This window comes from Lysobacter sp. A286 (assembly GCF_054052105.1).
This window is the reverse complement of the sequence record NZ_JBSVRJ010000001.1, coordinates 1,329,379-1,350,696: the sequence shown is the minus strand read 5'-3', so window position 1 is coordinate 1,350,696 and position 21,318 is coordinate 1,329,379. Positions and strand designations below refer to the sequence as shown.

The window sequence follows — 21,318 nt, the reverse complement described above, 5'->3', positions numbered from 1 at the left end:
CTTCACGCACGCCTGGCTGGGTGCATTGCGTGCCGTGCAAGACATGCCGATTCGAGTAGATGATGACTGACATCCATAGCGACAAGATCCTGATCCTCGATTTCGGCGCGCAGTACACGCAGCTGATTGCCCGCCGTATCCGTGAGCTGGGTGTCTATTGCGAGATATGGGCATGGGACCATGACCCGACCCGGATCGCCGGCTTCGGGGCGAGCGGCATCATCTTGTCGGGGGGACCGGAATCAACCACGACCGAACACTCACCGCGCGCACCGCAGGAGGTGTTCGACTCCGGCTTGCCGATCCTGGGTATTTGCTATGGCATGCAGACCATGGCCAAGCAGCTCGGCGGGGAAACCGAGGCCGCCGACCAACGCGAGTATGGTCACGCTGAAGTCGCGCTGGTCGCCCATGACCGCCTGTTGGACGGACTGAAGGACCACCCGGGTTCCCCGCCGCGGCTCGACGTGTGGATGAGCCACGGCGATCACGTATCCCGGGCTCCGGAAGGGTTCGTGGTTACCGCGAAGACCGACCGTATTCCGGTCGCGGCGATGGCGAATGACAGCAAGCGCTGGTACGGCGTGCAGTTCCATCCCGAAGTCACCCATACCAGGCAGGGCGGCGCGCTGCTGAAGCAGTTCGTTACTGGAATCTGCGGTTGCCAGGCGTTGTGGACTCCCGCGCTGATCATCCAGGACCAGATTTCCCGCGTGCGCGATACCGTCGGTACCGACGACGTAATCCTTGGCCTGTCCGGCGGCGTCGACTCATCGGTCGTCGCCGCGTTGCTGCACAAGGCGATCGGCGAGCAGCTGACCTGCGTTTTCGTCGACACCGGCTTGCTGCGCTACCAGGAAGGCGACCAGGTGATGGCGACGTTCGCCGAGCACCTGGGTGTCAAGGTGATCCGGGTCGATGCGGCCGACCGCTACTTCACGGCGCTCGCAGGCATCACCGATCCGGAAGCCAAACGCAAGATCATCGGCAACCTGTTCGTGGAGATATTCGACGAGCAGTCGAGCAAGTTGAAGAACGCGAAATGGCTCGCCCAGGGCACGATCTACCCCGACGTGATCGAGTCGGCCGGCAGCACGACCGGCAAGGCGCACATGATCAAGAGCCACCACAATGTCGGCGGTTTGCCCGAGTACATGAAGCTGGGGCTGGTGGAACCGCTACGCGAGTTGTTCAAGGACGAGGTGCGCCGGATGGGCGTCGAGCTCGGCTTGCCAGCGGCAATGGTCAATCGCCACCCGTTCCCGGGCCCCGGACTTGGCGTGCGGATCCTCGGTGAGGTGAAGCGCGAATACGCCGAACTGCTTGCCCGCGCCGACCACATCTTCATCGACGAGCTGCGCAAGGCCGATTTGTATGACAAGACCAGCCAGGCATTTGCGGTGTTCCTGCCGGTCAAATCGGTCGGCGTGGTGGGCGATGCCCGCGCCTACGAGTGGGTGATAGCCCTACGCGCGGTGGAGACCGTCGACTTTATGACGGCCCACTGGGCACACTTGCCGTACGAGTTCCTTGGCAAGGTTTCCAACCGTATTATCAATGAGTTGCGGAATGTTTCTCGCGTGGTTTATGACATCAGCGGGAAGCCACCCGCGACGATCGAGTGGGAATGAGCGACGACGAACGCTGGATGCGTCACGCGCTCGCTTTGGCCGACCGGGCCGAGCGTGAGGACGACGAAATCCCGGTTGGAGCCGTGTTGGTTTCGGCTGACGGTGTTGTCGTCGGAGAAGGGTGGAACCGCAACATCATCGAGCATGATCCGAGCGCGCATGCCGAAATCGTCGCGATGCGGCAGACGGGTCGCCGTCTGGGTAACCACCGCCTGACCGGCAGCACCCTGTACGTCACCCTGGAGCCGTGCGCGATGTGCGCGATGGCGATGGTGCATGCGCGGGTCGCGCGGGTGGTCTACGGTGCCAGCGATCCCAAGACCGGCGCTGCGGGCAGCGTCTTCAACCTGCTTGCCGACCCGCGCCACAACCACCGGGTGGATGTAGTCGGCGGCGTGCTGGGTGAAGAGGCTGGCATACGGCTGACCAGCTATTTCCGGCGCAAGCGGGGAAAGTCCGTCTGAGTGTGTCGAAAGGGTGGCCTCAGCCCTTGTGCAGGACCGGGGCGGGGGCGTCCCTGTCCAGTTCGGCCTTGAGTTCGCGATCGAGCATGCGCAGGCTGATCCTGGCCTCGTGTCCCAGACAGAGCGAAGCCGCAAACATCAGCAGGACGCCCAACACCGCGAGCAAGGTCGGAAGGAATCCCAGTTGATAGCCGAAGAAGGCATCCGCGGCGATGCCGATACTCGTGCAGACGAATGCGCTCAGCGCGGCATACAACATCCTCAGCGCGGCCAACACCAGATAGGAGCGCTTTCGATGGAAGCCGATGCGGTTCTCCAGCTCGGTCCTGACCGGGCCTCGCGCCGTCGCCCTCAGGTTCTCGATCTCCTTGCGCATCCGGTCGACCACCCGTGCGAGCCGATTGTTGGAGGAAATCAGCAGGGAGCCCGTCGCGGTGAGGAAGAACGCCGGGGTGATCATTGCCGAGATGACGGCGTAATGGTTCGGGTCGGCGATGAGGGAAGGGGTCATGAAGAGCGTCCGTAGCAGGCTGACGGTATGATGCCAGCCACTTCATGATGACACGAGCGCATGACCTCGAACGGCTCCCGGAACGCTGGAAACCTGATCTGGATCGACCTGGAAATGACCGGGCTGGACACCGACAACGACTCCATCCTTGAGATCGCGACCGTGGTGACGGACAAGCAGCTCAACATACTGGCCGAAGGCCCGGAGCTGGCGATCGGACACCCGCTGGCGCAGCTGGAAGCAATGGACGACTGGAACCGCAACCAGCATCGCAAGTCCGGATTGTGGGATCGGGTGCTGAACCAGGGCGTGTCGATGGCCGAGGCCGAACAACGCACGCTCGCCTTCCTGGCCGAATGGGTGCCGGCGAATGCATCACCGATATGCGGCAATTCGATCTGCCAGGACCGTCGTTTCCTGCATCGCTTGATGCCACGGGTGGAGCGGCACTTCCATTACCGCAATCTGGATGTCAGCACCCTCAAGGAGCTGGCGCATCGCTGGGCGCCCACGGTGCTGGCCGGGTTGGACAAACAGTCCCGCCATACGGCATTGAGCGACGTCCACGACTCGATTGCCGAGTTGCAGCACTACCGCGCATTCATGGGTCAGCTGGGCGGTCTGGATTCGCCTCTGGCTTAGCCTTCATCGAAGTGATTGCCCTGCGTCTGCCGGTGCCATCGCGTTGATAGAGATTGATCTCGCGCTGCGGGAATGGCGGGCTGACACCGGCCTTGTCGAAGGCCTTCTTGATCAACTCCAACAACTCGCATTTGGTCGCGAAGTTGTCGGCGTTGTTGGTATGGCAGCGCACGCCCAGCTCCACGCTGTTCTCGCCCAGGGCGTACACCAGCACGCTGGGCTCGGGATCGGCAAAGACGCGCTGGTCGGCATGCATCAATCGCAGCGCAATATCACGTGCAACATCGATGTCGGCGGTGTAGCCAATGCTGATGACCAACTCGACCCGACGCATGTTGTCGGGGGTGAAGTTGATGATCGATTCGCTGGTGATCAGGCTGTTGGGCAGGATGATTGTCTGGTTGTCCGCGCCGCGCAGGCGGGTCTGGAAAATGCTGACCGCCTCGACCGTGCCACTCTCATTGTTGATGTTGACCACATGACCTACCCGGAACGGCCTGAGCGTCACCAGCATCACGCCCGAGGCGATGTTCGACAAGGAGTCCTTCAGCGCCAGGCCGATCGCCAGGCCGGCGGCACCGAGCACCGCGATCATTGAAGTCATCGGCACGCCGATCACCTGCAACGATGCCAGCGCCAGGACGACCGTCATCAGCACTGAGGCGACCTTGCTCAGGAACATCGCCGCAGTCGGGTCCATCTGGGTGCGATTCATGCCGCGTGTTGTTGCAGTGGTGATCCAGGCGATGAGATAGCGCCCCGCCAGAAACAGCAACAGTGCCAGCCCCAGGCGGATGCCGATCCCGACGAGCGCCTGGGTCCATTCGCCGGCACGTGCGTGCGCGATCCAGCCGGTTGATACCTGGATTGTGGCGGTCGGATTCATTCCAGCTTCCTCATATGCGACGCCCCGCATCAAGCGGGGCGTCCAGTGTCGTCTAAAGCCTAGCGGCTACGCCGTTAGCAGGTTGTCAGTTTTCAGCCGGCCTTGGCTTTCGCCTTGGCCAGGCGCAGCCAAGTGTCCACGACTGTATCGGGATTCAGCGATACCGAATCGATCCCCTGTTCCATCAACCATTGGGCCAGGTCGGCGTGGTCGCTGGGGCCCTGGCCACAGATGCCCACGTACTTGCCCTTGGCCTTTGCGGTCTGGATCGCCATCGACAACAACTTCTTGACCGCCGGGTCGCGCTCATCGAACAGGTGGGCGATCAGCCCCGAGTCGCGATCCAGCCCGAGGGTCAACTGGGTCATGTCGTTGGAGCCGATCGAGAAGCCGTCGAATATCTCCAGGAACTCCTCGGCCAGCAGTGCATTGGACGGCAGCTCGCACATCATGATGATCTTGAGTCCGTCCTTGCCCTGTTCCAGCCCATTGGCGCGCAGGACCTCAACCACTTTGCGGCCCTCGTCCAGCGTGCGGACGAACGGGATCATCACCCAGCAATTGGTCAGCCCCATCTGCTCGCGCACCTTGAGCACCGCGCGGCATTCCAGCGCAAACGCATCGCTGAAGCTTGGGTCGAGATAACGGGCAGCGCCGCGGAAGCCGATCATCGGGTTTTCTTCATGCGGCTCGTATCGCGAACCACCAATCAGGTTGGCGTACTCGTTGGACTTGAAGTCCGACAACCGCACGATCACCGGCTTGGGGGCGACGGATGCGGTAATCGTCGCGATGCCCTCGGCCAGCCGGTCGACGTAGAACTCGACCGGATCACCGTAGCCGGCGATCTTGTCGTCGATCTTGCGCTTGGTCTCCGCATCCTGCTGGTCGTATTCGAGCAAGGCCTGCGGATGGATGCCGATGTGGCTGGCGATGATCATCTCCAGCCGGGCCAGGCCGATGCCCGCGTTGGGTAGCATGGCGAAGTCGAATGCGCGGTCGGGGTTGCCGACATTCATCATTATCTTCAGCGGCGCTGGCGGCATCTTGTCCAGATCGGCGACATGGCGCTCGAAGGGCAGGGCGCCGTCGTAGATGAAGCCGGTATCGCCCTCCGCGCAGCTCACGGTGACCGTCTGGCCGTCCTTGATCGTGTCCAGCGCGTTGCCGGTGCCGACCACGGCGGGGACACCCAACTCGCGTGCGATGATCGCCGCGTGGCAGGTACGGCCGCCACGATTGGTCACGATCGCGGCCGAACGCTTCATCACCGGCTCCCAGTCCGGATCGGTCATGTCGGCGATCAGGACGTCGCCGGGCTGTACACGGGCCATGTCTTCCATCGAGCGCACCACGCGAGCCACGCCGCTGCCGATGCGCTGACCGATCGATCGACCCTCGCAGATCACCGGTCCGCGCTCGCCAAGCTGGTAACGCTCGATCTGGGTGGCTTTCGCGCGTGATTTCACGGTTTCCGGGCGGGCCTGGACGATGAACAGCTTGCCGCTGACGCCATCCTTCGCCCATTCGATATCCATCGGCCGGCCGTAGTGCTTCTCGATCACCAGCGCCTGTTTGGCCAGCTCGTGCACTTCCTCGTCGCTGATGGAGAAGGTACCGCGCAACTCCGCGGGAGTGTCTTCGGTGCGTACACGCTCGCCGGGCTGGTCGGAATACACCATGCGCAGCTGCTTGGCACCAATCGAGCGACGCAGGATCGCCTGCTTGCCCTGGGCCAAGGTGGGTTTGTAGACGTAGAACTCGTCGGGATTGACCGCGCCTTGCACGACCATTTCCCCGAGGCCGAAACTTGAGGTAATGAACACCACTTCGCGGAAGCCCGACTCGGTGTCCAGGGTGAACAGAACGCCGGACGAACCGACATCGGAGCGCACCATCAATTGCACGCCGGCGGACAGGAACACGTCCTCGTGCTTGAAGCCGTGATGCACGCGGTAGGCGATCGCGCGATCGTTATAGAGGCTGGCAAAGACTTCCTTCACCTTGACCACCACGTCGTCCTCGCCGGTGACGTTGAGGAATGTCTCCTGCTGCCCGGCAAAACTTGCATCCGGCAGATCTTCGGCGGTGGCCGAAGAGCGAACCGCGACGGCGACATCGCCGCCACCGTTCTCGGAACACAATTGCCGGTAGCCGTGGCGGATGTCGGCATCGAGCGATGGCTGCAGCGGCGCACCGATCACCCAATCGCGGATCTGCTTGCCGGCCTCGCCAAGCGCGCCCACATCCTCGACGTCCAGCGGCGCCAATCGGTCGAAGATGCGTTGCTCCAGATCGTTATGGGCGATGAAGTCCTTGAACGCCTCCGACGTGGTCGCAAAGCCACCTGGCACCGATACCCCGAGGTTGGCCAGGTTGCCGATCATCTCGCCCAGCGACGAATTCTTGCCGCCCACCCGGGCGAGGTCGTCAAGGCGCAGCGCATGCAACCACAGGATGTTGTCGTTCAAAACGGGGTATCTCCGTAGACTTTGAAGCGCGTAGGGCGCGGCGAAGCCGCTATGATCGCCCTTGCGCCGGATGCACACAAGGTTGATCTGGCCGGCATTTTCGTATGGATGACCAACAACGACAGGGTGAGTGATGGCAGAGGTACGACCGGTTTTCTATGTTTCCGATGGCACCGGCATCACCGCCGAGACAATCGGCCACAGTTTGCTGACCCAGTTCAACGGGACGCGCTTTGAAGGCGAACGCATTTCCTTCGTGGACTCGGTGGCTCGCGCGGAAGACGCCGTTGAACGTATCCGCGGGGCAGCGGAGCGTTCCGGCACCCGACCGATCGTCATCAACACCTGCGTGGATGAGACCGTCAGCGCCACGCTGGCCAACAGTGGCGCGCTGATGCTGGATGCATTCGCTCCGTTCATCAAGCCACTGGAGCGTGAGTTGGGGCACGCACGCCAGCACCACGTCGGACGTGCCCACGCGATCGTGGATTTCGACAGCTACCACCGCCGCATCAACGCCATGAATTATGCGTTGACCCACGATGACGGCATTGCCATCGACTACAGCGATGCCGACGTGATCCTGGTCGCCGTGTCGCGTGCCGGTAAAACACCAACCTGCGTCTACCTGGCGATGCAGTACGGCATCCGGGCCGCCAACTATCCGCTGACCGCCGAAGACCTGGATCACGACCGCCTGCCGGCCCAGTTGAAGGCGTCCCGCGAGAAGCTGTTCGGGTTGACCATCGATCCCGTACGGCTGCAGCAGATCCGCCAGGAGCGCCGGCCGGACTCGAGTTACGCCAAGCTGGAGACCTGCAAACGCGAGGTGGCCGCCGCCGAGGCCCTGTTCCGCGGGGAGCGCATCCCGACCCAGAGCACGACCAATACCTCCATCGAGGAAATCTCCAGCAAAGTCATGTCGACATTGGGCATTCGGCGGGAGATGTACTGACCTGCCACGTGTAGCATCGGGGCATGGACGCACAGGCAACCCGCACCACCCACATCCCCACGCTCAGCCGCTTTGGCTGGTTGATGGGGCTGTACACCGAAAACCATGTGCGGCTGGGACGCGTCATCGCGCCCGCCGAGCTGGAAGTAGGGCGATACATATCCAGCGTCGGTGACGGCCTGGACCTGCAGGTAGACGTGTTGGAGCAGCACCGTTACACCACCGAACTGCGCCTGACCTACGGCATGCCGGACCCGGTGACCGGACAGCCCGACCCGTCGGCCTATCTGCGCCAGTACCATGACGCCCGGCAGCTGGAGGCGACGCATTGCTACATCGGTCGCCGTTGGCAGGATGTCATCGGCATGCATCCGCTGCCCGCCGAATTGATCAGCCACCGGATGCGGATGAATACGTTTTTGGGGAAGTGGCTGCAATACCTCGCCGAGCGCGGTCATTGCGTCGCTACATTGACGGCAATTACGGCCGGTCGTGAGGGAAATTCACACGAAGTAGCAAACATGGCTTGACGGTTTCAGCAGGCGCCTCTAAGCTTGTCGACTTTCCAGCCCGTGGGGCCATAGCTCAGCTGGGAGAGCGCCTGCATGGCATGCAGGAGGTCGGCGGTTCGATCCCGCCTGGCTCCACCATTTTCAAGGTTCTTCGTTACTCGACCGAGTGAAAGCGGTCGGCAAAAGTCCGAAGTTCCCGCGTGTCCCCATCGTCTAGAGGCCTAGGACACTGCCCTTTCACGGCGGCGACAGGGGTTCGAATCCCCTTGGGGACACCATTTTTTACCCAACGCACAAGGCCACCTTCGGGTGGCCTTGTGCGTTGGCGTGTCGGCATCGCAGGCGTCCAACGCCAGCAGATGGACTTTACAGCCAGAATCGACCAATTGATGCCGGCCCGTAACGAGAAAACCCCGCAAGGCGTGAGCCTTGCGGGGTTTTCGTTTCGCACTTCTGAATTGGTGGAGGTGGGGGGAATTGAACCCCCGTCCGAAGGCACTCCATCCCCGGCACTACATGCTTAGTGCTCCGTTAAGTCTCATCCCCGGACAGCACGGCGCACAAAGCGCATCCGGGGACCAGCCTGCTTTAGGTTAACCGGGTGCTGGCAGGCAGCCACTCCCGGCGATTCCGTGATGATGACCCTACGTCGCGAGCACGGACACAAGCGATTTCGGGGCTTAGGCCTTAAGCGGCCAGTGCGTAGTTGTCGTCGTTCGCAACTAGAGTTTTGCAGCTGGATTTACGAGGAAAGCTACCCCCTCGGCATGCGCCAAGCGATTTCGCGACCCCCGTCGAAGCCAGTGCACCCCCGGGGACTACAAGATTGCTGACACCGGCAGTATAAGGCGCAAAGGTCGTTGCACAAGGTTTCCCCGTGAATTTGCTCCGCCGCGTTCAGCTGCTTCATCTGCAGCGACGAGCCGACGGCGTCCTTGTATGCTTGACCACAATGGACAATGCGCCCGGTGATAGCCCCAAACGCTCCTTTGCCAGCCGGTTGAGACCGTTACGCGGGCACCTGCTGGCGTTGGTCGTGTTGTTGGCGTCGCTGGTGTCGGTACTGCTGTTGTGGCGGGTCGCCTACGAGCGGGAGCTACGCAGCAGCGAGATCACCTTCAGGAGCGAAAGCAACGATATCACCGAGCTTCTGCAGCAACGGATGATCAACTACGAACTGGTTGCCGGCGGCGGCATTTCGCTGTTTGCGGTCACCCGGCCGACACCTGAGCAGTGGGCCAGCTATGTGGGGGGGTTGGAGTTGTCACGCCGTTTCCCCAGTTTCGTCGGGCTGGGCTTTTCAGGATACCTGCGCAAGACGCGCATGGTTGACCTGCAGCGGGAATGGCAAGAGGCAGGTTGGGGCCAGTTGGACGTGCGTCCGCAGGGTGCTCGGCCGACGTACGGGCCGATCCTGTTCCTGGAGCCGCGCACTGCTGCCAACGTGGAAGCCATTGGCTATGACATGTTGTCCGAGCCAACTCGCGGTGCCGCGATGACGGAAGCGATGGTGACTGGCCAGTCGGCATTGTCGGGGCCGGTACACCTGATCCAGGACGGGGCGGCGCAGAACGTCGGTCTGTTGCTGTACGTACCGGTATACCGCGGTGTCCAGCGGCCCGACACGCCGGCTGCCCGACGTGACTCCATGCTCGGCTGGGTATACATCCCCTTCCGGCTGGAATCGCTGGTGTTGGAGGCGGTCGGCGACCGGCAATCGAGGTTCCAGATACTCGACGTCACCGATGAGGATGTCGAACTGCTGTATGTCACACCTGGAGAATCATCGGACCAGGCACCCGCGTTCCGATATCACACCACGTTTGAGAGCTATGGACGGCAGTGGCGGTTGGAGTTCCAGTCCAAGCCGGTCGCCTCGGCGGTGCCGCGCCTGCAGGGCTTGCGGAACATGCTGGTCTTTGGCCTGCTCGCCTGTTTGCTCATGTATGGCGTTGCCTGGATGCTGGCGCGCACCGAGTCGAGGGCTCAGTCGATTGCGCTGCGGATGAACGAGAATTTCCGGCGCAGCGAGGAGCGCTTTCGTACCGCCATGGCGTATTCGGCAATCGGCAAGGTCCTGCTGGATAGCCACCACTGCATCGTCGAGGCGAACGCGGCATTTGCCGCGATCGTGGGTCGCAGGTCCGAGGAACTGGTCGGCACGAAGCTGGAGTCACTGCTGGAAGACGAGGTGGAATCGGGCGATGGCGCCACGCCTCGACATCGTGGGGATGCAAGTGGCGTGCGCCGTGAGACGCGTCTGGTACGTCGCGCAGACGGAGAACCACGCCATGTCCATCTGACGCGTGCGCCGATACCGGGCAGCGTCGGCACCGATATCGCCGGTCTGGTCCAGGCCGAGGATGTGACCGAGCGTCTGCGCGCGGAAGCCGCAGTGCGGGCCCTGAACCGGACCCTGGAGGCGCGCGTCAGCTCGCGCACGCGCGAGCTGAGCCAGGTCAACCAGGAGTTGGAGTCGTTCGCCTACAGCGTCTCCCATGACCTGCGCGCACCACTGCGCGCGATTGCCGGTTTCAGCAAGATACTGACCGAGAAATATGGCGACCAGCTGGACGAGGCGGGGCAGGGTTACCTGATGCGGACACGCAATGCCGCCGGTCGCATGGGTGAGCTGATCGACGCACTGCTGCGCATGTCGCGACTGAGCCGCAGCGAGCTGACAATTGAACCGGTAGCACTGAGCCAGGTGGCGGCGGAAGTCATCGATGACCTGCGGGGCGCGGATCCGGAACGCAAGGTCGAGGTTGAAATCACGCCTGGACTTCGCGTCAACGGCGACCCGAGCTTGCTGCGCAACCTGCTGACCAACCTGCTGGCGAACGCATGGAAGTTTAGCGGCGACCGGGACCTGGCCCGGATCCAGTTCGGCCGTGAAGGCGATGAGTTCTTCGTCCGCGACAACGGCGTCGGCTTCGGCCAGGCCTATGTGCAGAAGTTGTTCCGCCCGTTCCAGCGCCTGCATGCGCAGTCGGCATTCGAAGGCCATGGCATCGGCCTGGCGTCGGCGCGACGGATCGTCGAACGCCACGGCGGCACGATACGTGCGGAGGGTCGCGAAGGGGAGGGCGCGAGCTTCTACTTCACCTTGCCCGGCGCCACCGCGGAATAGCCCCGTGACTGCCTGCTGATGCCGTGCAGGCGCCCTGGCCGGGGGATCGTCAAGCGTTCTTGTTGTGTGAGCGCATGGTGCGTTGCTTCTCGCGCTGCCAATCACGATCCTTGTTGGTCTGGCGCTTGTCGTGATCCTGCTTGCCCTTGGCCAGCGCGAGCTCGATCTTGACCTTGTTGCCCTTCCAGTACATCGAGGTGGGCACCACCGTGTACCCGTCGCGTTCGACCCGACCGATCAGGTTGTCGATCTCGCGCCGGTGCAACAGCAGCTTGCGGGTGCGCAGGGCCTCGGCGACGACGTGGCTTGAGGTGGAGATCACCGGAGTCATCTGGGCGCCGAACAGGAACATCTCCCCACTTCGGATCACCGCGTAGCTCTCGCCGATGTTGGCGCGCCCGGCACGGATCGATTTCAGCTCCCAGCCCTGCAACGCCAAACCGGCTTCGAAACGCTCTTCAAGGTGGTAGTCATAGCGGGCACGCTTGTTCAGCGCGATGGTGCCCCCGCCTGCCTTTCCTTTATCCTTGCCAGCCTTGTTGTCTTTATTTTTCGTCATTGCGCCTATTGTGTCCGATCCGGGGCGCTGCGGGCGACATCGGTGACGTCAGTTGCATGCCATGACCACTATCCAACGTTCCGCCCTCGTCGATCACTCCAGCAACCGCATGTTCGCGCTGGTCAGTGACGTGGCCGCCTATCCGCGCCGGTTCGACTGGTGCAAGGACGCCCGGGTGCTGGAATCCTCCGACACCCACATGGTCGCGCGCCTGGACCTTGGCCTGGGCAGGCTGAGCACCTGGTTCACCACGCGCAACACCTATTCGGCACCACACCATATCGACATGGCCCTGGTGGACGGGCCGTTCCGAAAGCTGTCGGGCCGCTGGGAGTTCCACGCGCTTGACGAATCGGCTTGCAGGATCGGGCTGACCTTGAGCTTCGAGCCGACGGTGCGTTTGCTGGGTCCGGCAATGGCGCTGGGCTTCCAGAAACTCGCCGACCGCATGGTCGATGATTTCGTCCGTGCGGCGGACCGCGGAGCCCAATGAAAGTCGAGGTCGTGTGCGCATGGCCGCAACGGTGCCAGCGGGTGAAGCTCGAGCTGCCGCCCGGCGCCTGCCTTTCGGAAGCCGTGCGGGCAGCAGACATGGATCGCATCGAGGGCGTCAGCGCTTACGCGGTATTTGGCACCAACGCATCACCGGACACGCGGCTACGTGATGGGGATCGCGTCGAGTTGCTGCGGCCGTTGCTGATCGATCCAAAGCAGGCACGCCGGCGTCGCGCCCAAGACGGTCTAAAGCAGGGCAGTGGAAAGTAGCCCCGGTACTCGTTAGTTGCTCTTGTCCTTGGCCAGGTTTGGCCCGAACTGCTTGCGGGAGTTCTGGGATATCTCAAGATCCTGTTCCGGGAAGTACTCGCCCTCCCAGGTCACCAACGCGTCGTTCTCGAACCACAAGGTCAGGTTCTTGACGTGGGTGTGGGCCAGGCGGTCCAGACGTTGGGTAGCGGTGTAATCCCAGCGGTCATGGTGGAACGGGTCCTGGACGGACGGCGTGCCCAGCAATCCGAGTACCTGCTGCTTGCCCATGCCCTCTTGCAGTTGCTCCACCGCGGTCGATTCCAGCAGGTTGCCCTGGTAGATCGGCTGGCGGTAGACGATGCCGCAACCACTGGCGATCATGGCGACGGAAACAGCAAGGAGGAAAGTACGGATCGGGTGCTTTGGCATCGGTTTCTGCGGCAGGCGGATGACGACGGCGATGATACACTGACACCCTGCCGTGCGTCCGCCCCCCTTGCTGCGTTCAGCCGGTGTTGCGGGACGCGTAACACCGCAACGGACCCCGCCAGGAGCCCACGATGGAAACAAAAAATCTCAGGGACGTCGGACTCAAGGTGACCCATCCACGGATGCGGATACTGCAGTTGCTCGACAGCGCCAGGCCCCGGCACATGACCGCTGAGGACATCTATCGGTTATTGCTTGACCAGGGCGAGGACATCGGCCTGGCAACGGTCTACCGGGTGTTGACCCAGTTCGAGGCGGTCGGCCTGGTGCTCAAGCATAATTTCGAGTCCGGCCAGTCGGTCTATGAGCTCGATCGTGGTGGGCATCATGACCACATGGTGGATGTCGATACCGGCAAGATCATCGAGTTCGAGAGCGAAGAAATCGAACGCCTCCAGCACATCATTGCCGAGCGCTACGGCTACCTGATCGAAGACCATTCGCTGGTGTTGTACGTCCGCAAGAAACCCTGAACGGTGGATCCTGAACGGCGCGTCAGACAACGTCGCTGAGCAGTCGCTTGGCCGCCGCACGCGCTTCGCGGGTCAGTTCCACCCCGCCCAGCATGCGCGCGAGTTCTTCCTGCCGTTGTTCCATATCCAATAGCTGCACCTGGCTCTGGGTGACGCCGTCTGCCGCTGCCTTGCTGACCCGGTAGTGTGCGTGGCCCTGCGCCGCGACCTGCGGCAAGTGGGTCACGCATAGCACCTGGCGGCTGGCACCAAGCGCACGCAACTTCTGGCCGACGATATCGGCCACGGCGCCGCCAATACCCGAATCGACCTCGTCAAACACCATACTGGGCACGGCGTCCAGGCCCAGCGCGGCCACCTCGATCGCCAGCGAGATGCGCGACAGCTCGCCGCCCGACGCGACCTTGCGCAGGGCGCGTGGCGGCTGGCCAGGGTTGGCCGCGACCAGGAACTCAACCCGCTCACCGCCCTGCGGGTCGGGCTTGTCGCCCTCGACCGCCTCGATGCCAATCTCGAACACCCCGCCACCCATCCCCAACTCGGCAATCAGCTCGGTGGTGGCCTGGGCCAGCGTGAGCGCTGCCGCGCGGCGTTTGTCCCCAAGCACGTCGGCCGCCTTGCGCCAGTGGGTGCGGACGGTGTCGATTTCACCATCGAGTTTCTGCAGTCGCGCTCCGGCACCGCGCAGTTCCTCCAGCTCCAGGCCCAGCGCTTCGCGTCGGGCGGCCAGCTCCTCGGGCTGCACCCGATGCTTGCGCGCCAGTTCGTGCAGCCGTCCAAGACGCTGTTCGATGGCGCCGAAGGTCGACGGATCGATATCCAGATCGCCCCGGATCCGGTCCAGCAGCGCGGTCGCCTCGTCCAACTGGATCGCAGCGGCGTCCAGCATGGCGTCGACCTCGGTCAGCCGGGGCTCATGCTCGGCCACGCGTCGCAGTTCGCTGCGCACCTGTTGCAGGTTGTGGGAAATCGATGCGCCATGGTCGCCGCTCAGCTGCGCGAACGCGGCGTCGCTGGCATCGATCAGGTCACTGGCATGGGCCTGGCGACGGTGGTCGAGCAACAATTGCTCGATCGACTCGGGCTCCAGGGTCTCGCGGTCCAGCTCGTCGTGCTGGTGTTCCAGCCAATCGATACGTTCGGACAGGTCACCTTGCGACGACAACTGGTCGCGCTCGCGCAGCAGGTCGGTCCAGCGTCCCGCGGCGTCCGCCACCTTCCGTCGCTCGGCGCCGGTACTGGCGTACGCATCCAGCAAGGCCAACTGACTGGGCCGCGACAGCAACGCCTGGTGCTCATGCTGGCCGTGGATCTCCACCAGCAGCGTGGCCAGTTCGCCCAACTGGCCCAATGTCACCGGATGACCGTTGACCCAGGCCCGTGAGCCGCCGTCGGCACGGATCACGCGCCGGATCAGGCAGTTCGTGCTTTCGCTATCGGACGGCTCATCGAGTTCATTACGACGTAGCCAGTCCGCCGCCGCGGGTACGTCATCCAGCGAAAACTCGCCCACCAGCTCGGCGCGTTGCGCACCGTGACGGACCACGCCGCTGTCCGCACGTAGGCCGGAAAGCAGGCCCAGGGCATCGACCAGCAAGGATTTCCCGGCGCCGGTTTCACCGGAAATGACCGTCAGTCCGGGGCCGAAGGTGAGTTCGGCCTGGCTGACCACGGCAAAGTGCTTGAGTGACAGGTGAGCGAGCATGTGGCGAACAATCTGGTTGAGAAGGGATGTTGCGCAGGGATAAAGCGTGGCAGAACCGGGTCTCGCATGCTGAGCCAACGGCATTTTGGTTGCCAGCATCTTGAATTGCGAATCGCCGACCCCAATTGCTGGTGCAGTCACGGATAACGCGCCCGAAGGCGCCAGGACCAGAGCAAAGCATGTCCACTGAACCCAATCCAGATCTGGCCAACCAGGCCGCTGAAACCGACCCGTCCATCGACGACGACAATCCGATGGCCGTCGAACTGGCCGCCGCACAAGCCGAGCTGGCACAACTGCGCGAGAGCACGTTACGCGACCGCGCCGATATCGAAAACCAGCGCAAGCGCCTGACCCGCGATATCGAGATGGCGCGCAAGTTCGCCAATGAGCGGCTGCTGGGCGCACTTTTGCCGGTTATTGACAGTCTGGAGGCCGGTTTGGGCGCGGCACAAGGCGATGCCAACGCACTGCGTGAGGGTATGGAACTCACTCTCAGGCAGCTGCTGAAGGTCGCCAACGACAATGGAATGGTCGAGGTGAATCCGGTCGGACAGCCTTTCAACCCCGAGCACCACCAGGCGATGAGCACGGTCGGCAGCGATGAGCACGCGCCGGGGCACGTGGTGCAGGTTTACCAGAAAGGGTGGCTGCTTAACGAGCGTCTGTTGCGTCCGGCCCTGGTGGTGGTGAGCGAGCAAGGTTGACGAAGCCATTGCCGCCGTTCCTGACTCCCGGGCCTGAGGGTTATCGGTCCGGTTCTTGAACTGCCGCGCAGTAACCCCCAGATAACAGTCATTGGCAGCATCACCGCCACAAAACATTCGCAGTACATCCAGGATTCCAGAGGAAACAAGACCATGGGCAAGATCATCGGTATCGACTTGGGCACCACCAATTCATGTGTGGCAGTCATGGAGGGCGGCAAGGCGAAGGTCATCGAGAACGCCGAGGGTGACCGCACCACGCCATCGGTGGTCGCCTACACCAAGGACGGCGAGATCCTGGTAGGTGCCTCGGCCAAGCGCCAGGCCGTCACCAATCCGCAGAACACCTTTTATGCCGTCAAGCGACTGATCGGCCGCAAGTTCACCGACGCCGAGGTGCAGAAAGACCTTGACCTGGTGTCCTACGGCATCGTGGCGCATGACAATGGCGATGCCTGGGTGCAGACCGGCGACGACAAGAAGATGGCGCCGCAGCAGATTTCCGCCGAAGTGCTGGCCAAGATGAAGAAGACCGCCGAGGCCTATCTGGGCGAAACGGTCACCGAGGCGGTCATCACCGTGCCGGCCTACTTCAACGACAGCCAGCGCCAGGCCACCAAGGACGCGGGCAAGATCGCCGGGCTGGACGTCAAGCGCATCATCAACGAGCCCACTGCGGCGGCGTTGGCCTACGGCATGGACAAGAAGGGCGGCGATCGCAAGGTGGCGGTATATGACCTGGGCGGCGGTACCTTTGACATGTCGATCATCGAGATCGCCTCGGTCGACGATGAAATGCAGGTCGAGGTGCTGGCGACCAATGGCGACACGTTCCTGGGTGGCGAAGACTTCGACAAGCGTGTCATCGACTACCTGGTGGAGCAGTTCAACAAGGACCAGGGCATCGACCTGCGCAAGGACCCGTTGGCCCTGCAGCGCCTGAAGGACGCCGCCGAGCGTGCCAAGATCGAGTTGTCGACCGCGCAGCAGACCGAGGTCAACCTGCCGTACGTCACCGCCGACGCGTCGGGCCCGAAGCACCTCAACATCAAGCTGACCCGCGCCAAGCTGGAGTCGCTGGTGGAAGATCTGATCAAGAAGTCACTCGAGCCGTGCCGCATCGCGCTCAATGACGCCGGCCTGCGCGCCAGCGACATCAACGAAGTGATCCTGGTCGGTGGCCAGACCCGGATGCCCAAGGTCCAGGAAGCGGTGACCGAATTCTTCGGCAAGGAGCCGCGCAAGGACGTCAACCCCGATGAGGCGGTTGCCGTGGGTGCCGCGATCCAGGGCGGCGTGCTGGCCGGCGATGTCAAGGACGTGCTGCTGCTCGACGTGACCCCGCTAAGCCTGGGCATCGAGACCCTGGGCGGCGTATTCACCAAGATCATCGAGAAGAACACCACGGTGCCGACCAAGGCCTCGCAGACCTTCTCCACCGCTGACGACAACCAGTCCGCTGTCACCGTGCACGTGTTGCAGGGCGAGCGCGAACAGGCGCGTTACAACAAGTCGCTGGCCCGCTTCGACCTGTCCGGCATCGAGCCGGCGCCGCGCGGCATGCCGCAGGTCGAGGTGTCGTTCGACATCGACGCCAACGGCATCGTCCACGTGACCGCCAAGGACAAGAAGACCGGCAAGGAACAGAAGGTCGAGATCAAGGCCGGTTCCGGCCTGTCCGAGGACGAGATCCAGAAGATGGTGCAGGACGCGGAGGTCAACCGCGAGGAGGACCAGAAGTTCCACGAACTGGTGCAGGCCCGCAACCAGGCCGATGGCTTGATCCACATGGCCCGCAGCACCATCAAGGAACATGGCGAGAAGTTGCCGGGTGACGCGATTGGCGCCACCGAGACGGCCATCGCCGAGTTGGAAACGGCGATGAAGAATGACGACAAGAGCCAGATCGAAGCCAAGAGCAAGACGTTGGAAGAGTCGGCTCAGGCATTGCTCGCCGCCGTACAGGGGCAGCCCGGTCCGGATGACGCCGACGCGGGCGCCAACGCCAACGCCGCCGCCGACGATGTGGTCGATGCCGAGTTCACGGAAGTCAACGACACCGACGGCGACAAGAAGTAGGTCGACCCGGTCTCTCCGCTGGAGGGGCCTGACGCGAGGGTCCGGGATCGCCAGGCGTTTCCGGACCCTTCTCGTTTCACCAACACCGCACCCCGGGCTGCCGTCGGATGCGGGGGAAACCGTAGCAAATGAGCAAACGCGACTATTACGAAGCCCTGGGTGTAGCCCGCAACGCCGATGGCGATGAGCTGAAAAAAGCCTATCGTCGTTGTGCGATGAAATATCACCCCGACCGGAATCCGGGGGATGCGGCCGCCGAAGCTTCGTTCAAGGAGTGCAAGGAGGCCTACGAGGTCCTCTCCGATAGCTCCCGTCGGCGCTTGTATGACCAGCACGGCCATGCGGCATTCGAGCACGGAATGGGCGGCGGCGGTGGCGGCGGTGCGGGCCAAGCCGACATGGGCGATATTTTCGGTGACATCTTTGGCAACATCTTTGGCGGCGGCAGTGCGCGAGGCCCCAGGCGCGGTGCCGATATCGGCTACGTGATGGAGTTGTCGCTGGAGGAAGCGGTCGGCGGCGTCGAGAAACAGATCCAGATCCCGACCCTGGATGAGTGTGATCACTGCAACGGCAGTGGCTCGGCCGATGGCAAACTGGAAACATGCGCCACTTGCAGCGGCCGTGGCCAGGTTCGGTTCCAGCGCGGTATTTTCTCGATGCAGCAGGGTTGCCCGCATTGCGGCGGTCGTGGCCAGACCATTGCCAATCCATGCGGTGATTGTCACGGACAAGGCCGGATCGAGAGCACCAAGGACCTTCAGGTCAAGATTCCGGCCGGGGTCGACAACGGCGACCGCATCCGATTGGCCGGGGAGGGTGAAGCAGGCCCCGCCGGGTCGCCGCCGGGTGACCTGTACGTGGAAGTACGTGTGCGTGAGCACGACATATTCCAGCGCGATGGCGATGACCTGCATTGTGACCTGCCAATCCGCCTGGGCCAGGCTGCCTTGGGCGACATCGTGCGGGTCCCGACGCTGGGCGGCGAGGTCGAGTTGAAGGTGCCAGCCGAGACCCAGACCGGGAAGCTGTTCCGGGTCCGCGACAAGGGTGTGCAGTCGGTGCGCAGCCGTCGCCCCGGTGACCTGTACTGCCGGGTCGTCATCGAGACCCCGGTGAACCTGACCGGTGAGCAACGTGAGTTGCTGGAGAAGCTTGAGGCGACCTTTACCGGTGAGGACGCGCGCCGCCATTCGCCACGATCATCAACATTCATCGATGGGGTCAAGGGCTTCTGGGACCGCATGACTTCCTGAGTCATCAGTGCTTGTCGCCCCACCGCCAGCCCGATAGCCTGCGGTAATGAACAACGCACCCGTCCGCATCCTTATCCACGGCGCTTCCGGTCGCATGGGCCAGGCCTTGTTGCGCCTGGCACCCAGCCATGACCGGTTGCAAGTCGTCGCCGCGGTCGCACCCGACAAGCCTGGCCAGCGGGTGATTGATGGCGTGCCGCATTTCTCGGTCCATGAGTTGAACGGCGTGCCGGAGTTCGACGTCGCCATCGATTTCAGTCTCCCGGCCGGCTTCGACGCCGTCCTGGAGCTGTGCGCCGACCGTGGTGCGGCGCTGGTGTCGGGCACGACCGGGCTGGAGCCGGTGCAGCGCGAGGCGATGGAAGCGGCGGCGGCGCGTGTTCCGGTACTTTGGGCCGCCAACTTCAGCCTGGGCGTAGCGGTCCTGGCCGAGCTTGTGGAACGCGCCGCACAGGTCCTTGGGGACTGGAGCTGCGACATCGTCGAGTCCCATCACGCGCAAAAGCTGGATGCTCCTTCTGGCACTGCGCTGGCGTTGGGAGCGCGCGCGGAGCAGGGAGGCGCGCAGCCTCGTTATGTCTCCTTGAGGGCCGGTGACATCATCGGCGAGCACATGGTCCAGTTCACCGGATTTGGCGAGCGCCTGGAGTTGACCCACCGCGCCACCAGTCGCGACGTCTTCGCCAGCGGCGCACTGCACGCCGCCGCGTGGATGGCCAGCCAGGGTCCCGGGCGCTATTCGCTGCGCGACCTGCTGCCGCCTGCTGCACGGCAGGGAACGGACGAAAAGCTGGCGCTGGACCCACTTCATCGCTAGAATTCTCGTTCGCCTGAACTCCATTTGTCGGACCGGCCCCCAGCCGCGTCCGCGCTTTGCTGCAGCCTGAGTTTCGACCCGCGCCGCGCTTGATGGAATCAGCATCCCCTGGCAGCCAAGGCGATCACCGTGACCCAACCCGCAATTCTCGCGCTTGAAGACGGCACCATCTTCGAGGGCATTTCCATGGGCGCACCCGGCCTGTCGGTCGGGGAAGTGGTGTTCAACACCGCGATGACCGGTTATCAGGAAATCCTGACCGATCCATCGTATGCGCGCCAACTGGTAACACTGACCTATCCCCATATCGGCAATACCGGCATCAATGACCAGGACGACGAGTCGAGCCAGGTCTGGGCGGCCGGGCTGATCGTCCGCAACATGCCGCGGCGGCCGAGTAGTTGGCGTAGCCAGCTGTCCCTGCCAAGCTGGTTATCCCAGCGCGGCGTGGTCGCGATCGCCGACGTCGACACCCGCAAATTGACCCGCATGCTCAGCAGCCATGGCGCCCAGAGCGGTGCGGTGATGGCGGGCGACAACATCGATGCCGAGCAGGCCATCGAAGCGGCACGCAAGTTTCCCGGCCTGAAGGGCATGGACCTGGCGAAGGAAGTCAGTACGCGCGAGCGCTATGAATGGACCGATGGCCAGCTCGACCTCGACAACAACGTGTTCTCGAAGACCGACGGCAGATTCCATGTCGTTGCCTACGACTTCGGCATCAAGCGCAACATCCTGCGCATGCTCGCCGAGCGTGGCTGCCGGATCACCGTGGTGCCGGGCCAGACGGCGGCTGCCGACGTGCTGGCGCTCCAACCCGACGGCATCTTTTTGTCCAATGGTCCGGGCGACCCGGAGCCGTGCGACTACGCTATCAATGCAATCCGCGAATTCATCCAGCGTAGGATCCCGATGTTCGGCATTTGCCTGGGGCACCAGTTGCTGGGCCTGGCCAGTGGCGCGCGGACGATGAAGATGAAGTTTGGCCATCATGGCGCCAACCACCCGGTGCAGGACCTTTGCGGCGATGGTCATGATGGTGGCCGGGTAATGATTACCAGCCAGAACCATGGCTTTGCGATCGACGAGGCCACGTTGCCGGAACACGTCCGGGTCACCCATCGTTCCTTGTTCGACGGCTCCAACCAGGGCATCGAGATCCCGGGTGCGCCGGTGTTCGGTTTCCAGGGTCACCCGGAGGCCAGTCCCGGTCCGCAAGACGTCTCCCCCTTGTTTGATCGCTTCATTGCGCTGATGCAAGACCAACACGCCGAGAACCACTGA

At 63.1% G+C, this 21,318-nt stretch carries 20 protein-coding genes, 2 tRNA genes and 1 other RNA gene; 16 read left to right on the top strand and 7 right to left on the bottom strand.

Annotated features, from left to right (window positions below; genetic code table 11):
- Positions 1–62: 62 nt before the first annotated feature.
- Complete coding sequence (guaA, locus tag ACW7G0_RS06205; RefSeq protein ID WP_456988351.1) at positions 63–1,631, top strand: glutamine-hydrolyzing GMP synthase; 1,569 nt, start codon at positions 63–65, stop codon at positions 1,629–1,631.
- Positions 1,628–2,095 carry a tRNA adenosine(34) deaminase TadA gene (gene tadA, locus ACW7G0_RS06200; protein WP_456988349.1) on the top strand — a complete coding sequence of 156 codons (468 nt, stop codon included), beginning with the start codon at positions 1,628–1,630 and terminating at the stop codon, positions 2,093–2,095. Before guaA ends, tadA begins: the two co-directional genes overlap by 4 nt.
- Positions 2,096–2,114: 19 nt before the next feature.
- On the opposite strand, the gene ACW7G0_RS06195 is transcribed toward tadA, so the two are convergent.
- Positions 2,115–2,606, bottom strand: a complete 492-nt coding sequence (locus ACW7G0_RS06195) for a DUF2721 domain-containing protein (RefSeq protein ID WP_456988347.1) — start codon at positions 2,604–2,606, stop codon at positions 2,115–2,117.
- A gap of 60 nt (positions 2,607–2,666) precedes the next feature.
- On the opposite strand from ACW7G0_RS06195, the gene orn reads away from it, so the two are divergent.
- Positions 2,667–3,248, top strand: a complete 582-nt coding sequence (gene orn, locus ACW7G0_RS06190) for an oligoribonuclease (protein ID WP_456988345.1) — start codon at positions 2,667–2,669, stop codon at positions 3,246–3,248.
- Here the strand turns inward: orn and ACW7G0_RS06185 are convergent.
- Complete coding sequence (locus ACW7G0_RS06185) at positions 3,208–4,134, bottom strand: mechanosensitive ion channel family protein (protein WP_456988344.1); 927 nt, start codon at positions 4,132–4,134, stop codon at positions 3,208–3,210. The two genes, orn and ACW7G0_RS06185, sit on opposite strands and share 41 nt — an antisense overlap.
- Before the next feature lie 92 nt (positions 4,135–4,226).
- A complete protein-coding gene (gene ppsA / locus ACW7G0_RS06180) occupies positions 4,227–6,605 on the bottom strand; it encodes a phosphoenolpyruvate synthase (protein ID WP_456988342.1) in 2,379 nt (792 codons plus the stop codon).
- Between the two features lie 133 nt (positions 6,606–6,738).
- On the opposite strand from ppsA, the gene ppsR reads away from it, so the two are divergent.
- The 4 genes from ppsR (at position 6,739) to ACW7G0_RS06160 (ending at position 8,350) form a co-directional block, all read left to right on the top strand.
- The gene (gene ppsR, locus ACW7G0_RS06175; RefSeq protein WP_456988340.1) at positions 6,739–7,560 is read left to right on the top strand and encodes a posphoenolpyruvate synthetase regulatory kinase/phosphorylase PpsR; all 822 of its coding nucleotides are present in this window, start codon (positions 6,739–6,741) and stop codon (positions 7,558–7,560) included.
- Between the two features lie 23 nt (positions 7,561–7,583).
- A complete protein-coding gene (locus tag ACW7G0_RS06170; protein WP_456988338.1) occupies positions 7,584–8,090 on the top strand; it encodes a DUF1249 domain-containing protein in 507 nt (168 codons plus the stop codon).
- A 44-nt stretch (positions 8,091–8,134) separates the two neighbouring features.
- Positions 8,135–8,210: transfer RNA gene (locus ACW7G0_RS06165), tRNA-Ala, on the top strand.
- Positions 8,211–8,274: 64 nt separating this feature from the next.
- Positions 8,275–8,350 (top strand) — tRNA-Glu (locus ACW7G0_RS06160).
- Between the two features lie 181 nt (positions 8,351–8,531).
- On the opposite strand, the gene ssrA is transcribed toward ACW7G0_RS06160, so the two are convergent.
- Positions 8,532–8,885, bottom strand: a transfer-messenger RNA (tmRNA) gene (gene ssrA / locus ACW7G0_RS06155).
- A gap of 139 nt (positions 8,886–9,024) precedes the next feature.
- Here ssrA and ACW7G0_RS06150 point away from each other — a divergent pair.
- The gene (locus ACW7G0_RS06150; protein WP_456988336.1) at positions 9,025–11,202 is read left to right on the top strand and encodes a CHASE domain-containing protein; all 2,178 of its coding nucleotides are present in this window, start codon (positions 9,025–9,027) and stop codon (positions 11,200–11,202) included.
- A gap of 49 nt (positions 11,203–11,251) precedes the next feature.
- Here ACW7G0_RS06150 and smpB read toward each other — a convergent pair whose 3' ends face one another.
- Entirely contained in the window at positions 11,252–11,761 is a 510-nt protein-coding gene (gene smpB, locus ACW7G0_RS06145; protein WP_456961457.1) for an SsrA-binding protein SmpB, read from the bottom strand.
- Between the two features lie 61 nt (positions 11,762–11,822).
- On the opposite strand from smpB, the gene ACW7G0_RS06140 reads away from it, so the two are divergent.
- Positions 11,823–12,254, top strand: coding sequence for a type II toxin-antitoxin system RatA family toxin (locus ACW7G0_RS06140; protein ID WP_456988334.1), 432 nt, complete (start codon positions 11,823–11,825; stop codon positions 12,252–12,254).
- A complete protein-coding gene (locus ACW7G0_RS06135) occupies positions 12,251–12,526 on the top strand; it encodes an RnfH family protein (protein WP_456988332.1) in 276 nt (91 codons plus the stop codon). The genes ACW7G0_RS06140 and ACW7G0_RS06135 overlap by 4 nt, the downstream gene beginning before the upstream one ends.
- 12 nt (positions 12,527–12,538) lie before the next feature.
- Here ACW7G0_RS06135 and ACW7G0_RS06130 read toward each other — a convergent pair whose 3' ends face one another.
- Complete coding sequence (locus ACW7G0_RS06130; protein ID WP_456989465.1) at positions 12,539–12,922, bottom strand: outer membrane protein assembly factor BamE; 384 nt, start codon at positions 12,920–12,922, stop codon at positions 12,539–12,541.
- A 146-nt stretch (positions 12,923–13,068) separates the two neighbouring features.
- Between ACW7G0_RS06130 and fur the strand changes: the two genes are divergently transcribed.
- Positions 13,069–13,470 (top strand): ferric iron uptake transcriptional regulator, encoded by a 402-nt coding sequence (gene fur / locus ACW7G0_RS06125; RefSeq protein WP_456961460.1) that lies wholly within the window; start codon positions 13,069–13,071, stop codon positions 13,468–13,470.
- A 22-nt stretch (positions 13,471–13,492) separates the two neighbouring features.
- Here the strand turns inward: fur and recN are convergent, their stop codons facing one another.
- Complete coding sequence (gene recN / locus ACW7G0_RS06120; RefSeq protein WP_456988330.1) at positions 13,493–15,175, bottom strand: DNA repair protein RecN; 1,683 nt, start codon at positions 15,173–15,175, stop codon at positions 13,493–13,495.
- A 179-nt stretch (positions 15,176–15,354) separates the two neighbouring features.
- On the opposite strand from recN, the gene grpE reads away from it, so the two are divergent.
- The 5 genes from grpE to carA all read left to right on the top strand — a co-directional run bounded on the left by grpE (position 15,355) and on the right by carA (position 21,318).
- Complete coding sequence (gene grpE / locus ACW7G0_RS06115) at positions 15,355–15,882, top strand: nucleotide exchange factor GrpE (protein ID WP_456988328.1); 528 nt, start codon at positions 15,355–15,357, stop codon at positions 15,880–15,882.
- Between the two features lie 153 nt (positions 15,883–16,035).
- Positions 16,036–17,961, top strand: coding sequence for a molecular chaperone DnaK (dnaK, locus tag ACW7G0_RS06110; RefSeq protein ID WP_456988327.1), 1,926 nt, complete (start codon positions 16,036–16,038; stop codon positions 17,959–17,961).
- A 128-nt stretch (positions 17,962–18,089) separates the two neighbouring features.
- Positions 18,090–19,217: a molecular chaperone DnaJ gene (gene dnaJ, locus ACW7G0_RS06105; protein WP_456988325.1), complete on the top strand. Its 1,128-nt coding sequence runs from the start codon at positions 18,090–18,092 to the stop codon at positions 19,215–19,217.
- A 46-nt stretch (positions 19,218–19,263) separates the two neighbouring features.
- Positions 19,264–20,034 (top strand): 4-hydroxy-tetrahydrodipicolinate reductase, encoded by a 771-nt coding sequence (gene dapB, locus ACW7G0_RS06100; RefSeq protein ID WP_456988324.1) that lies wholly within the window; start codon positions 19,264–19,266, stop codon positions 20,032–20,034.
- A gap of 129 nt (positions 20,035–20,163) precedes the next feature.
- On the top strand, positions 20,164–21,318 hold the full coding sequence (gene carA / locus ACW7G0_RS06095; protein ID WP_456988322.1) for a glutamine-hydrolyzing carbamoyl-phosphate synthase small subunit: 1,155 nt from the start codon (positions 20,164–20,166) through the stop codon (positions 21,316–21,318).

What these genes read in the sequence shown, in the direction of transcription:
- guaA (WP_456988351.1), top strand. Translation starts at nt 63, where the DNA reads ATGACTGACATCCATAGCGACAAGATCCTGATCCTCGATTTCGGCGCG.
- tadA (WP_456988349.1), top strand. Translation starts at nt 1,628, where the DNA reads ATGAGCGACGACGAACGCTGGATGCGTCACGCGCTCGCTTTGGCCGAC.
- ACW7G0_RS06195 (WP_456988347.1), bottom strand. Translation starts at nt 2,606, where the DNA reads ATGACCCCTTCCCTCATCGCCGACCCGAACCATTACGCCGTCATCTCG.
- orn (WP_456988345.1), top strand. Translation starts at nt 2,667, where the DNA reads ATGACCTCGAACGGCTCCCGGAACGCTGGAAACCTGATCTGGATCGAC.
- ACW7G0_RS06185 (WP_456988344.1), bottom strand. Translation starts at nt 4,134, where the DNA reads ATGAATCCGACCGCCACAATCCAGGTATCAACCGGCTGGATCGCGCAC.
- ppsR (WP_456988340.1), top strand. Translation starts at nt 6,739, where the DNA reads ATGGCAGAGGTACGACCGGTTTTCTATGTTTCCGATGGCACCGGCATC.
- ACW7G0_RS06170 (WP_456988338.1), top strand. Translation starts at nt 7,584, where the DNA reads ATGGACGCACAGGCAACCCGCACCACCCACATCCCCACGCTCAGCCGC.
- ACW7G0_RS06150 (WP_456988336.1), top strand. Translation starts at nt 9,025, where the DNA reads ATGGACAATGCGCCCGGTGATAGCCCCAAACGCTCCTTTGCCAGCCGG.
- smpB (WP_456961457.1), bottom strand. Translation starts at nt 11,761, where the DNA reads ATGACGAAAAATAAAGACAACAAGGCTGGCAAGGATAAAGGAAAGGCA.
- ACW7G0_RS06140 (WP_456988334.1), top strand. Translation starts at nt 11,823, where the DNA reads ATGACCACTATCCAACGTTCCGCCCTCGTCGATCACTCCAGCAACCGC.
- ACW7G0_RS06135 (WP_456988332.1), top strand. Translation starts at nt 12,251, where the DNA reads ATGAAAGTCGAGGTCGTGTGCGCATGGCCGCAACGGTGCCAGCGGGTG.
- fur (WP_456961460.1), top strand. Translation starts at nt 13,069, where the DNA reads ATGGAAACAAAAAATCTCAGGGACGTCGGACTCAAGGTGACCCATCCA.
- recN (WP_456988330.1), bottom strand. Translation starts at nt 15,175, where the DNA reads ATGCTCGCTCACCTGTCACTCAAGCACTTTGCCGTGGTCAGCCAGGCC.
- grpE (WP_456988328.1), top strand. Translation starts at nt 15,355, where the DNA reads ATGTCCACTGAACCCAATCCAGATCTGGCCAACCAGGCCGCTGAAACC.
- dnaK (WP_456988327.1), top strand. Translation starts at nt 16,036, where the DNA reads ATGGGCAAGATCATCGGTATCGACTTGGGCACCACCAATTCATGTGTG.
- dnaJ (WP_456988325.1), top strand. Translation starts at nt 18,090, where the DNA reads ATGAGCAAACGCGACTATTACGAAGCCCTGGGTGTAGCCCGCAACGCC.
- dapB (WP_456988324.1), top strand. Translation starts at nt 19,264, where the DNA reads ATGAACAACGCACCCGTCCGCATCCTTATCCACGGCGCTTCCGGTCGC.